Raw genomic sequence first — 12,955 nt, 5'->3', positions numbered from 1 at the left:
TCGCCTCCATAATCGCTGCCTGATGTTTCAGCCGGATGCCCCTGTCATGCCCATCGCCAGCGAAGACATCGACCAGCACGGTCTCGTCATCGGTGTGTCCCCCGAGCGCTTCCGCGAAGTCGCCATGCCGCTGCTGTTCGACCACCTGAACGCCCAGTGCGAAGGCACTATCGCGGTGAATCGCCAGGCACGCATTGTCTGGATCAACGACAAGTACGCAGAGAAGGTCGGCATTCGCGATCCACGTAGCGTGCTCGGCAAGGAAATTGAGGAAGTGCTGCCCGCCAGCCGCCTGCGCGAAGTAGTGCAAAACGGCCAACCGAGCATGCTCGACCTGATGGCCTTCGGCGACGAGCACTTCGTGGTCACCCGCATTCCCCTGCGCGATGAAGACGGCACGCTGGTGGGTGCGCTCGGCTTCGTGCTGTTCGACCGCGCCCGCCACCTGCAGCCGGTCATGGCCAAGTACAACCAGCTGCAGACCCAGCTCGCCGCTGCGCAGCGCGAACTGGCCAAGGCCCGCCGCGCCCGCTACACCATCGCCGGCTTCATCGGCAGCAGCGGCGCTGCCGGCGAGGTCAAGCGCCAGGCCCGCCGTGCTGCGCAGCTGGACGCCACCGTGTTGCTGCGCGGCGAAACCGGCACCGGCAAGGAACTGCTGGCCCAGGGCATCCACAACCTGTCACTGCGCGCCAACGGGCCGTTTGTGGCGGTCAACGTCGCCGCCATTCCCGAATCCCTGGTGGAAGCCGAACTCTTCGGTACCGCCCCCGGCGCCTTTACCGGAGCCGACCGCCGTGCCCGCGCCGGCAAGTTCGAGCTGGCCGACGGCGGCACCCTGTTCCTCGACGAGATCGGTGACCTGCCGCTGCCCCTGCAGGCCAAGCTGCTTCGCGTATTGCAGGAGCAGGAAGTGGAGCCGCTGGGTTCCAACCAGGTGAAGGCGCTGAACGTGCGGGTGATCGCTGCCACCCATGTGGACCTGGAAGCCAGGGTGGCGGCCGGGCAGTTCCGCGAAGACCTCTACTACCGTCTCAACGTACTGGCCCTGCGCCTGCCGTCCCTGCGTGACCGCCGCGAGGACTTGCCGGCACTGATCGAGCACCTGCTGGACGATATCGCCAGCCGCTCCGGCCAGCCGCCCCTGGAGCTGGCCGAGGACGCCCTGCAATTGCTCCAGGCTCAGCCCTGGCCAGGCAACGTACGCGAACTGCGCAACCTGCTGGAACGGGCGCAGATGAGCAGCGAAACCGGCCCGCTAAGCGCCAATGCCCTGCGCGCGCTGCTGGTGAATCCGCTGCCGGCCGGCGTTGCTCTTGCTTCCTCGGCACCAGCACCCGCGCCCATCAGCGGCGAAGTCCGCCCCCTGGCCGACAGCATGGCCATCGCCGAACGCCAGGCCATCCTCACGGCCCTGGCGGCCTGCAACGGCAACCGTACCCAGGCCGCCGAGCGTCTCGGCATCGCCCGGGCGAGCCTGTACAACAAGTTGCAGGCGCACGGACTGTAGGGGCTATTCGCCCCTACAAAATCAGGCCCTCGGAGTGTCCACCCTTTTGGACACCAGTCTTTCAACTGTCCAGATTCATGGCCATCGTCTAGAAATCTGGACACTTTCAGCGTTGCCTTAGAAACCGCTGAAACACCGACCCCAGAGCCATCCGCCGTCTTTTCGCCGCACCTGGCACACCTTTCGCTCTAACAGCGCCATGGGCCAAGCAATGGCCTGCCACCAGCCGCCTCGACGCGGCGGAAAACAACAACAAGAAGGAAGTCCCCCATGGGCACCCTAGGTATCCTGATTTCTCTCGCTCTGCTGATGTACCTCGCCTACCGCGGCATCAACGTGCTGATCCTCGCGCCGCTCATGGCCCTGCTCGCGGTGCTCTTCGCCGGCGACGCGGCACTGATGCTGCCGACCTACACCCAAGTGTTCATGAAGTCCCTGGGCGGCTACCTGATCCAGTTCTTCCCGCTGTTCCTGCTCGGCGCCATCTTCGGCAAGTTGATGGACGACTCAGGCTCGGCCCGCGCCATCGCCCACGGCATCGTTGCCAAGCTCGGCCGCGAGCGCGCCATCCTGGCCATCGTGCTGGCCTGCGGCCTGCTGACCTACGGCGGCGTGTCGCTGTTCGTGGTGGCGTTCGCGGTCTACCCCATCGGCACCGCGCTGTTCCGCGAGGCGGGCATTCCCAAGCGCCTGCTGCCGGGTGCCATCGCCCTCGGCGCCTTCACCTTCACCATGACCGCACTCCCCGGCACCCCGGCCATCCAGAACGCCATCCCCAGCCCCTTCTTCGGCACCGACGCCTTTGCCGCACCCATCCTCGGCCTGATCGGCGGCCTGATGATGCTCGTCCTCGGCAGCTGGTGGCTGAGCGCCCAGGCGCGCAAGCTGATGGCGGCTGGCGAAGGCTACGGTGTACACAAGGATGACGCGGCCGAGCAGGTTGGCTTACCCACCACCGGTTTCTGGCTGGCGCTGCTGCCGATCCTGCTGGTGATCGTCCTCAACTTCCTGATGGCCAAGCAGGTGCTGCCGAACGTCGACACCAGCTTCCTGGCCAAGCCTGAGTTCGGCGGCTTGCAGGACGCCAAGTCGGTGATCGGCATCTGGTCCATCATCGTCGCCCTCAGCGCCGCCGTGCTGCTGCTGATCGGCCTGCACTGGAAGCGCTGGACCGACCTCAAGCAGAGCCTAAACGACGGCACCTTCGGCTCCATGCTGCCGATCCTCAACACGGCGTCCGAAGTGGGTTACGGCACGGTGATCGCCTCGCTCGCCGGCTTCGTGGTGATCCGCGACCTGGTACTCAGCGTGCCGGGCAACCCGCTGGTGTCCGAAGCCGTCGCCGTGAACATCCTCGCCGGTATCACCGGCTCGGCCTCCGGCGGCATGTCCATCGCGCTGAAGACCCTCGGCGCCCAGTACCTGGAAATGGCCAACGCCGCCGGTATCAGCCCTGAGCTGCTGCACCGCGTCGCCGCCATGGCCTCCGGCTGCATGGATACCCTGCCGCACAACGGCGCGGTGATCTCACTGCTGGCGATCTGCAAGCTGACTCACCGCGATTCGTACAAATTCATCTTCATGAACACCGTGATCTTCCCGCTCATGGCCCTGACGGTGGTGATCACCCTGGGCAGCCTGTTCGGGAGTTTCTGACGGAGCGACCCGCTTCTCGCTATTCCTGTAGGAGCGAATGAACTCGCTCCTACAAAGAGCACCATCCGTTTTCAATCGCTCGAGGAACACCATGAGCAAAGTGATGAGCGCCGCCGAGGCGGTGGCCAAGATTCCGGATAACGCCAACCTGGCCACCGGGGGCTTCGTCGGTATCGGTTTCGCCGAGGAAATCGCCATTGCCCTGGAGCAGCGCTTCGCCGCCTCGCAGGCGCCACAGGGCCTGACCCTGGTGTATGCGGCCGGGCAAGGCGACGGCAAGAGTCGTGGCCTCAACCACCTGGCCCATGAAGGCCTGGTGCGACGGGTGATCGGCGGCCACTGGGGCCTGGTGCCGGGCCTGCAGAAGCTCGCCGTGGAAAATCGCATAGAGGCCTACAACCTGCCCCAGGGGGTGATCTCGCAATTGTTCCGCGACATCGCCGCGGGCAAGCCCGGGCAGCTTTCCAGGGTCGGCCTGGGTACCTTTGTCGACCCGGATTTCGGTGGCGGCAAGCTCAATGCGCGGACTACCGAGGAACTGGTCCGGCGCATGCCCATCGAGGGCGAGGACTACCTGTTCTACAAGGCCTTCCCGATTAACGTGGGAGTGATCCGCGCCACCAGCGCCGACGAAGACGGCAACCTCTCCATGGAGCGCGAAGCGCTGACCATCGAGAGCCTCGCCATCGCCATGGCCGCGCACAATTCCGGCGGGCTGGTGATCGCCCAGGTGGAGCGCGTGGTTTCGCGCGGCTCGCTCAACCCACGCGACGTGAAGATTCCCGGCATCCTGGTGGATTGCGTCGTGGTCGCCCAACCGGACAACCACCAGCAGACCTTCGCCACCCACTACAACCCGGCTTTCGCCGCCGAGGTGCGCGTACCGATGAACAGCCTGGCGCCCATGCCGCTCGACCTGCGCAAGTTGATCGCCCGCCGCGCCGCCCTGGAGCTGCCGCCGGGCGCGGTGGTCAACCTCGGCATCGGCATGCCCGAAGGCGTGGCGGCGGTGGCCGCCGAGGAAGGCGTGATCGACCTGCTGACGCTGACCGCCGAACCCGGCGTGATCGGAGGTGTACCAGCCTCCGGCCTGGACTTCGGCGCGGCGAGCAACCACAGCGCGCTGATCGACCAGCCCTACCAGTTCGACTTCTACGACGGCGGCGGCCTGGATATCGCCTTTCTCGGCCTCGCCCAGGCCGACACCGAGGGCAACCTCAACGTGTCCCGGTTCGGCACTCGCCTGGCGGGCGCTGGCGGCTTCATCAACATCAGCCAGAACGCCAAGGCGGTGGTCTTCGTTGGCACCTTCAGCGCAGGCGCGCAGGACATCCGCATCGAGAACGGCGAGCTACGCATCGTGCAGGACGGCGACGTGCGCAAGTTCGTCCGCGAGGTGGAGCACCGCACCTTCGCCGGCAGGTTAGCTGCCGAGTCGGGCAAGCCGGTGCTCTACGTCACCGAGCGCTGTGTGTTCCGCCTGACCCTTGAGGGCCTGGAGCTGATCGAGATCGCACCTGGCGTGGACCTGGAGCGGGACATCCTGGCCCGCATGGATTTCCGACCCATCGTGCGCGAACCGAAGCTGATGGATGCGCGGCTGTTCCGCGAGGGGCGTATCGGGCTGCGTGAGCTGATCGCCCCGTAAAGATTGTGCGTGATCACGCGGGCCCGTCCTGGGTCCGCGTCTTTTTTTCAGTCTCTTCCGCCTTCGGCGTTTCGCGCCGGAGCGGGTATCGCTGTGCCTGAACAACAACAAGAAGAGGAAAACACATGGATCGCAACACACTCAGCCTCGCTCTCTGCGGCGTCACTGCCCTGACCTTCTGCGGCCCGGTCAGCGCCGACTTCATCAAGGACTCCAAGGCCAGCCTTGAGCTGCGCAACTTCTACTTCAACCGCGACTTCCGCCAGGACGGCGCCGCCCAGAGCAAGGCCGAAGAATGGGCGCAGAGCTTCCTGCTGCGCTATGAGTCGGGCTACACCGACGGCCCCGTCGGCGTGGGCGTGGACGCCCTCGGCTTGCTGGGCGTGAAGCTGAATTCCAGCCCGGATCGCACCGGAACCGGCCTGCTGAAGTCCGACCGCGAACGGCCCAATCGCGCCCAGGATGAGTACGGCGAACTGGGCCTGACCGCCAAGCTGCGCGTCTCGCAGAGCACCCTCAAGGTCGGCACCCTGCTACCCAAGCTGCCGGTGGCGCTGTACAACGACAGCCGCCTGCTGCCGCAGACCTTCCGGGGTGCCTGGGCGAACTCGGCGGAAGTGGAAAACCTCAGCCTCGACCTCGGCCGTTTCGACCGCATCAACCTGCGCAATTCGTCTGATAACGAAGAAATGGCCGTGTTCAACGGCGGCAACCGCAACATCGTCCTGGGCCGGACAAAAACCAGCGACCAATTCGACTTCGCCGGTGCGACCTACAAGTGGACGCCCAACCTCAGCAGCGCTTACCACTGCGGCGGCCTCGACGGCATCTACAAGCAGCACTACCTGACCCTGAACCACCTGCTGCCCATCGCCGATGGCCAGTCACTGAAGAGCGATATCCGCTGGGCGCACAGCACCGACGATGGTGGCAGCAATGTGGATAACGATGCCTTTGGCGCGATGTTCACCTACGCATTGGGTGGCCACGCATTCGGCCTGAGCTACCAGCGCATGAGCGGCGACACCGGTTTTGCCAACATCAACGGCACCGACGCCTACCTGGTGAACCTGGTGCAGATCAACGACTTCGGCAACGAAGACGAGCGCTCCTGGCAGGCCCGCTACGACTACAGTTTCGCGGCCCTGGGCATCCCCGGCCTGACCTTCATGACCCGCTACCTGTCGGGCGACAACGTCGACCTGCGCGGCGCGTCCGGTGAAGGCAAGGAGTGGGAACGCAATACCGACATCGCCTACGTGGTGCAGAGCGGACCGCTGAAGAACCTCGGCGTGAAGTGGCGCAACGCGACCACCCGCAGCAACTTCGGCAGCGATATCGACGAGAACCGGCTGATCCTGAGCTACACGCTGGCGTTGTGGTGAGTCTCGAACTGCCCCCTCTCCCAAAGGGAGAGGGGGAAAAGCACCAGCTACCTCATCCCCAACTTATGCCGCGCCGCGTACAGACAGACCATTTCCATCGCCAGGGTCGCGCCGGCCAGGGCGGTGACTTCGGCGTTGTCGTAGGGCGGCGCGACTTCCACCACATCCATCCCCACCAGGTTGATGCCGCGTAGGCCGCGGAGTATTTCCAGCGCCTGGTGGCTCGACAGGCCGCCACAAACCGGCGTACCCGTGCCAGGGGCGAAGGCGGGATCGAGGCAGTCGATATCGAAGGTCAGGTAAACAGGGTTGTCCCCTACCCGTGCGCGGATACGCTCGGCGATCTGCTCGGGGGTATGGCGATGCACCTCACGCGCATCCAGCACCTGGAAGCCCATCACATCGTCGTTGGTGGTGCGCAGACCCACCTGCACCGACCGCGACGGGTCCACCAGACCCTCGCGGGCAGCGTGATAGAACATGGTGCCGTGGTCGATGCGCTTCACTTCTTCGTCCGGCCAGGTGTCGCTGTGGGCGTCGAAGTGGATCAGCGACAGTGGACCATGCTTGGCCGCATGGGCTTTCAGCAGCGGGTAGCTGATGAAGTGGTCGCCCCCCAGGGTGAGCATCGCCGCGCCGGATTCGAGGATGCGCGCGGCATGGGCCTGGATGATCTCCGGCGTGCCCTGTGGGGTGCCGTGGTCGAAGGGGCAGTCGCCGTAGTCGATCACCGCCAGGTGGTCGAAGGGATCGAACTCCCAGGGGTAATGCCGGGCCCAGGCCATCTGCACCGAGGCGGCGCGAATGGCACGCGGCCCGAAGCGACTGCCGGGGCGGTTGGTGGTGGCGGTGTCGAAAGGCACCCCGCTCACCACCAGGTCGACGCCGCGCAGGTCACGACTGTAGCGGCGGCGCATGAAGCTGGTGATGCCGGCATAGGTGGATTCGGCAGCGGTGCCATAGAGGCTGTCGCGGGTCATGGCCTGGTCGTTGTCGAAGGCGTGGTCCATTTCATCGGTCTCCAATGCCCCCCTCTCCCTTTGGGAAAGGGGCGGGCTGAGGGTGGTTGAAGGCGACTCAGTACTGAGTGCGGAACGAAGTCCAAAGGCGGGTGCGGGCGCGCTGGTCCTTGAGCGACTGGATCTGCTCGCCGAACAGGCGATCACGCACATCCTTGCTCGGGTAGATGTCCGGGTCGCCGGCCACCTCCGGTGTAAGCAGCGGATTGGCAGCCTGGTTGGCGTTGGCGAAGAACTGGCTGTTGGTCAGTTCGGCGATGGCTTCGGGACGCAGCATGTAGTCGATGAAGGCGTGGGCGGCCTCGGGGTGCGGTGCGTCGACCGGGATGACCATGGTGTCGAACCAGATCAGCGTGCCTTCACGGGGGATGCGGTAGATCACCTCGAAGGGCATCTGCGCCTGCCGCGCCTGGTCGGCGGCGATGGCGGCATCGCCGTTGTAGGTCAGTGCCAGGCAGATCTCGCCTTTGGCCAGGTCGTTGATGTGCTTGCCGGAGCCGACGTAGCGCACGTTGGGCTGCAACTGCGCGAACAGCTCCTGGACGGCTTTCAGGTCAGCCTTGTCGGTACTGTAGGGGGCCTTGCCGAGGTAATGCAGGGCGATGCTGATCACTTCCTGCGGTGAGTCGATCACGGCGATGCCGCAGTCGTTCAACCGGCTGGCGTACTCGGGCTTGAACAGCAGGTCGAGGCTGTTCACTGGCGCATCAGGAATGCGCTTTTCCACCGCTTCCTTGTTGATGCCCAACCCCACGGTGCCCCAGGTGTAGGGCACGCCGAAGCGATTATCCGGATCGACGGCGGCCAGTTTGGCCAGCAGCTCGGGGTCGAGGTTGGCGAAGTTCTTCAGCTGTTCGCGCTGTACCGGCTGCACGGCCTTGGCCTGGATGGCACGGGCCAGGCCGCTGCTGGCGGGGAAGACCACATCGTAGCCGCTGCCACCGGTCAGCAGCTTGGCGTCGAGGGCTTCCGCACTGTCGAAGATGTCGTATTTGACGTCGATGCCGCTTTCGTCCTTGAAGCCTTGCAGGGCCTTTTCCGGAATGTAGGCAGACCAGCTGTAGAGGTTCAGCGTCTTGTCTTCGGCATGCACCGGCAAGGCACAGGCGAACAGGGCGGCAAGCAACAAGGGACAACGCATGATGGGCTCCTGGGGGATTGCAGGTGGGGCCATGCTGCGCCGGGCTTTGCTTTGGATAAATATGAAGTGTTCTACTTTGGCATCTACACCCATCAATGTTTGGTGCCGCCATGCTCAGCCAGCTCCATGACCTCGACCTGCAACTGCTGCGCATCTTCGTCACGGTGGTGGAAAGCGGCGGCTTCAGCGCCGCCCAAGGCGAACTGGGTATCGGCCAGTCCACCATCAGCACGCAAATGGCCAAGTTGGAGACACGACTGGGCTTTCGTCTTTGCGAACGCGGCAAGGCGGGCTTTCGCCTGACCCCCAAGGGCGAGCAGGTGCTCGCTGCCACGCGCAAGCTGTTCGGCGCCATCGAGACTTTCAAGGGAGAGGCGCGGGGCATGTCCGGCCTGCTTCTGGGCGAGCTGCGCATCGGTCTATCCGAAGCCCTCGACAGCCAGGTGCTACAACACCTGGGAGATGCCATCGGGCGCTTCCGTCAGCGCAACCAGGCCGTGCAGTTCGAGCTGATCAGTGCCATGCCGGCCGAGCTGGAGCGGCGCCTGCTACAAGACCAGTTGCACCTGGCGATCGGCTACTTCTCGGGCACCCAGGCGGCGCTGGACTACCAGCCGCTGTTCAGCGAGCAGCAACGGTTGTTCTGTGGTGTCGGGCACCCGCTGTTTGGACGTGGGCAGGTCAGTCTCGACGACTTGGCCGACTGCGACCTGGTGCATCACCCGTACCGTTTTGAAGAAGCGCGGCAGCCCTTCCAGAGCGGCCCGAGCAGTGCGCGCACCGAACAGGTGGAGTGCAGCCTGGCGTTCATCCTGTCAGGCGCACATATCGGCTACCTGCCAGAACACATCGCCGCGCCGTGGGAGGCTAACGGGCAACTCAGGGCGTTGCTGCCGGAGCAGACTGGCTACCGTGTGCAGTTCCACCTCAGCAGCCATCGCGGCCGCCAGCCTAGCGAAGCGCAGGTGGCGTTCGTGGAGGATCTGGTCGAGGCGTTCGGGGATGTGTAGGAGCGAGCGCTTGTGGGGGTGAATTCATTCGCAAGGCAGGGCGCGGCCCTGCCCTTGTAGGAGCGAATTCATTCGCGAAACGGGCGAGCACCGAGCAGGCCGGTGAACGCCCTTTCCCCCGCCCGTTCTCCCGGAAGGCGAGGGGTGGCTCTCGGACCACTCTCGTCCAGATCGGCTGGCAAAAGGACCCAGGCGATCACATATACCAGCGATATTCCCGCGCGCTGACCTCGTTCATGAAGTCCAGGTACTCCTGGCGTTTGTTCTCGCAGTAAACCATCACGAACTCGCTGCCCAGGCCTTCGTTTACCGCAGGGTGGCTGCGCATGGCGGCGACGGCGGTGAGCATGTCCTTGGGGAAGTCGATGCCGCTTTCGCGGTCTTCGTTGAGCGGCGCGATCGGCTCGCGGGCGGCATCCAGGCCGTGTTCCATGCCGGAGAGGATGGCGGCCAGCACCAGGTAGGGGTTGGCGTCGGCACCGGCCAGGCGGTGTTCGATGCGCAGGTTTCGGCCGTCGGATTCGGGGATGCGGATGCACGCATCGCGGTCCTCGAAGCCCCAGCTGGCGCGGCTGGCGGCATTGACCATGGCACCGTAGCGGCGGAAGGCGTTGTGGTTGGCAGCGAAGATCGGCATGCAGTGCGGCAGCAGGTCGAGGCAACCGGCCACGGCGTGGCGCAGCGGGCGCTGGTCGTTGGCGGCGAGCAGGTTGTTGCCGTCCCGGTCGTAGAGGCTCACATGCACGTGCATGCCGCTGCCCGGTGCATTCAGGTAGGGCTTGCTCATGAAGCTGGCGCGCTGGCCATGCTTGAGCGCAACACCACGGGTACTGCGGCAGAAGAGAGCGGCCCAATCGGCGGCCTTGAGACCGTCATCGCAATGGCCGAAGTTGATTTCGAACTGGCCCGGGCCGAGTTCGGCGGTGATGACGTTGGCGGCAACGCCTTGCTCGTTGGCGGCGTCGACCATCTCATGCAGCACGCTAGAGAAACGCGACAGGCGCTCGATGTGCATGTTCGGCTGGTCGTCCTCGTCCTCGCAGAGCGGATCGCGGGGGAATTGCGGCAGACCGTCCTGGAGCTTGCGATCGAACAGGTAGAACTCCAGTTCGAAAGCCACCACCGGGCGGATTCCGCGCTTTTCCAGTCGCTGCAGTACCCGCGCCAGCACCTCGCGCGGTTCGAACTCGATGGGGGCCTCAGTACCGTCGGAAGTGATGAGCATCTGCCCCAGCGGCTCCTTTTCCCAGCGCACTGGCTTCAGCGTGCCGGGCACCAGGCGACGCGGTGCGTCCGGGTCGCCGTCTGCGAAACAGTAGTCGCCAATCGGGTAGAGCCCACCCTGGGTGCCCAGCAGAACGCAGTTCTGCGGCACCTTGAGCGGGCTGCCAGCGGCAACTTTCTCCACCATTTCCACGGGGTAGCGCTTGCCGTAGAAGTGGCCGGGAATGTCCAGGCAGATCAGGTCGATATAGCGGACCTCCGGGTACTGGGCACGGAAGGCGCGCACTTCGCTGAGCAGGTCGGGGTACTGGTTTGTTGTTGTCATCACTGCTGTCCTGCGAGCGGGGGCTTCAGGTGAAGACCCACAAGACTCGCGTCGGTTTGTCGGAAAGATTGGCGTAGCGGAACTGGGCATGGGGCGGCAGCTGGAAGCTGTCGTTGGGGTAAAGGGTCACGGGCTTGGTGTCATCGTCGTACCAGACCGTCAGCTCCCCTTCGAGGACGAAACCGCCCTGCTCGGAACTGTCGTCCAGGTGACCCTCGCCGCTGGTGGCACCGGGTGCCAGGTGACTCTCCAGCATGGAAAAGCCGCCGGACATGGTGGGCGAGGCCAGCACGTCGGTAATGCCACCGGCGTAATAAAGCGTGCGACGTTCGCCCGGGCGGGTGACCCAGGGCGTCTCGCGTGGCTTGCTCAGGTTGTAGAAGTAAGTCGTGGGCACGCCCAGCGCTTCGCTGATGGCGGTAAGGTCGGCAACTGTCGGGCGCGACAGCCCACGCTCCACCTGGGAAAGGAACCCCACCGAGCGATCGATGCGCGTGGCGAGGTCCCCCAGGGTCACGTTCTTGTGCTTGCGCAGGTCACGAATCAGGATCGCGAGGCTTTCGATTTCGTCTTGCTTGTCCAATGGTGTCTCCTTGAGTCCCCCCTCTCCCGCGGGTGGGAGAGGGGCCGGGGGAGAGGGCATCGTCCCCCGCACAGAGCACTTAAATTACATCGCGCAGCCGGTAATAGGCCTTGCCGGCCGCTTCCAGCGGCGCGGCCAGCAGCGAGCCGCCCGGAAAGCGCGGGTTGCCGATGGCCTGGTAGAGGTCGATCAGGTCGTCATTGCCGAGGATGGCGTCGCTCACCGCCTTGGCGCCGGCCAGGGTCGGCAGGATTCCGTGACCGGAGAAGCCCTGCAGCCAATAGCGCGAGCCTTCGCGACCGATGTCCGGGGTGCGCTTCATGCTGACGTCGATGTGGCCGCCCCAGCCGAATTCGATTTCCACGCCCTTGAGCTGCGGGAATACGCGCTCCAGATATGGACGCGTGGCCGCCGGCACATCCTTGGGCAGGCCGCCCAGGTAGGTGCAGCCGCCGCCGAACAACAGTCGGTGGTCAGGGGTAAGGCGGAAGTAGTCAGGCACGAACTGGTTGTCGATCGCGCAACTGTTCTTCGGCAGCAGCGAGCGCGCCAGTTCCGGGTCCAGCGGCGCGGTCGCCACCTGGTAGGAACCTACCGGCAGCAGGCGGCTGGAAAGCTGGCGGTCGAGGCGGTCGACGTAGGCGTTGCAGGCCATCACCAGGATGCTTCCGCGCACTTCGCCCTGCGCGGTACGGGCCACATAGCCGGAAGGCGTTTCACGGTATTCCAGCACCCGGCTCTGCTCATAGATGCGCCCGCCGCGGGCTTCGATGGCGGCGGCCAGGCCCTGGGCCAACTTGAGTGGATTGAGGTGGGCAGCTTCCGGGTCGTACAGCGCCGCCTGGTAACGCGGGCTGTCGATCCACTCGGACAGTTCGTCGCGGCGGATCAGGCGCATCCGGTCGTAGCCCCATTTATGGATGGCGTCTTCCTGGGCCTCTTCGAGGAGTTTCACCCGACGTTCCATCACGGCGGTCCAGAGGCTGCCGACGCGGTAATCCACATCGAACCCGTGGCGGACCGGCAGCTCACGCATCTCGCCTGCGGCCCAGCGCATGCTGTCCCACAACCGACGGGTACGCTCCAGACCCAGTGCCTTTTCCAGCGGCGGCATATCGCAGGACCAGCCCAGCAATGCCTGCCCGCCATTGCGCCCGGAGGCCGCCCAGGCCACGCGGCTGGCTTCCAGCAGGGTTACGCGCTTGCCGGCCTCGGCAAGACGCAGGGCGGTATGCAGCCCGCTGAAACCGGCCCCGATGATCAGGACATCGGTCTCCTCGCTACCGGCCTGGCTCGGACGCAGGGGAATGCTGCCTGGGTAGGTGCGGGCGTAGTAGGTGCCGACATGCTGGGCGGACTGCTTGAACATGGGTGCCTCGTGAAATTTTTATCTGTAGATTTCATGAAAATCTACAGAAAAATATTCACTCAGCCAAGCAATTTGTTTGAAATAA

The 12,955-nt window shown here is 64.8% G+C and carries 10 protein-coding genes; 5 read left to right on the top strand and 5 right to left on the bottom strand.

All coding sequences use genetic code 11. The features are described 5' to 3' along the window. Window positions 1–46: 46 nt before the first annotated feature. The 4 genes from SA496_RS28445 (at window position 47) to SA496_RS28430 (ending at window position 6,199) form a co-directional block, all read left to right on the top strand. Window positions 47–1,510, top strand: coding sequence for a sigma-54 interaction domain-containing protein (locus tag SA496_RS28445; protein WP_120653381.1), 1,464 nt, complete (start codon window positions 47–49; stop codon window positions 1,508–1,510). A 270-nt stretch (window positions 1,511–1,780) separates the two neighbouring features. After that, entirely contained in the window at window positions 1,781–3,166 is a 1,386-nt protein-coding gene (locus SA496_RS28440; RefSeq protein WP_120653382.1) for a GntP family permease, read from the top strand. Between the two features lie 91 nt (window positions 3,167–3,257). After that, window positions 3,258–4,814 carry an acyl CoA:acetate/3-ketoacid CoA transferase gene (locus SA496_RS28435; RefSeq protein WP_330114825.1) on the top strand — a complete coding sequence of 519 codons (1,557 nt, stop codon included), beginning with the start codon at window positions 3,258–3,260 and terminating at the stop codon, window positions 4,812–4,814. A 125-nt stretch (window positions 4,815–4,939) separates the two neighbouring features. Next, window positions 4,940–6,199 carry an OprD family porin gene (locus SA496_RS28430; RefSeq protein ID WP_330114824.1) on the top strand — a complete coding sequence of 420 codons (1,260 nt, stop codon included), beginning with the start codon at window positions 4,940–4,942 and terminating at the stop codon, window positions 6,197–6,199. Window positions 6,200–6,246: 47 nt separating this feature from the next. Here SA496_RS28430 and speB read toward each other — a convergent pair whose 3' ends face one another. Both speB and SA496_RS28420 read right to left on the bottom strand, forming a co-directional pair. Then, window positions 6,247–7,209 (bottom strand): agmatinase, encoded by a 963-nt coding sequence (gene speB / locus SA496_RS28425; protein WP_120653385.1) that lies wholly within the window; start codon window positions 7,207–7,209, stop codon window positions 6,247–6,249. Between the two features lie 67 nt (window positions 7,210–7,276). Further along, complete coding sequence (locus SA496_RS28420; protein WP_120653386.1) at window positions 7,277–8,359, bottom strand: polyamine ABC transporter substrate-binding protein; 1,083 nt, start codon at window positions 8,357–8,359, stop codon at window positions 7,277–7,279. 110 nt (window positions 8,360–8,469) lie between these two features. Here SA496_RS28420 and SA496_RS28415 point away from each other — a divergent pair, with 110 nt between their 5' ends. Then, on the top strand, window positions 8,470–9,369 hold the full coding sequence (locus SA496_RS28415) for a LysR family transcriptional regulator (RefSeq protein WP_120655297.1): 900 nt from the start codon (window positions 8,470–8,472) through the stop codon (window positions 9,367–9,369). Window positions 9,370–9,565: 196 nt separating this feature from the next. On the opposite strand, the gene SA496_RS28410 is transcribed toward SA496_RS28415, so the two are convergent. The 3 genes from SA496_RS28410 to SA496_RS28400 all read right to left on the bottom strand — a co-directional run bounded on the left by SA496_RS28410 (window position 9,566) and on the right by SA496_RS28400 (window position 12,870). After that, window positions 9,566–10,918 carry a glutamine synthetase family protein gene (locus SA496_RS28410; protein WP_120653387.1) on the bottom strand — a complete coding sequence of 451 codons (1,353 nt, stop codon included), beginning with the start codon at window positions 10,916–10,918 and terminating at the stop codon, window positions 9,566–9,568. A gap of 25 nt (window positions 10,919–10,943) precedes the next feature. Continuing rightward, window positions 10,944–11,501: a helix-turn-helix domain-containing protein gene (locus tag SA496_RS28405; RefSeq protein WP_174235587.1), complete on the bottom strand. Its 558-nt coding sequence runs from the start codon at window positions 11,499–11,501 to the stop codon at window positions 10,944–10,946. A gap of 79 nt (window positions 11,502–11,580) precedes the next feature. Beyond that, complete coding sequence (locus tag SA496_RS28400) at window positions 11,581–12,870, bottom strand: NAD(P)/FAD-dependent oxidoreductase (protein ID WP_120653389.1); 1,290 nt, start codon at window positions 12,868–12,870, stop codon at window positions 11,581–11,583. Window positions 12,871–12,955: the final 85 nt, after the last annotated feature.

The organism is Pseudomonas sp. JS3066, from assembly GCF_036328175.1.
Classification (GTDB): Bacteria; Pseudomonadota; Gammaproteobacteria; order Pseudomonadales; family Pseudomonadaceae; genus Metapseudomonas.
Note: the sequence above shows the minus strand (reverse complement) of the source record. Positions and strands in the feature narration are given on the sequence as shown.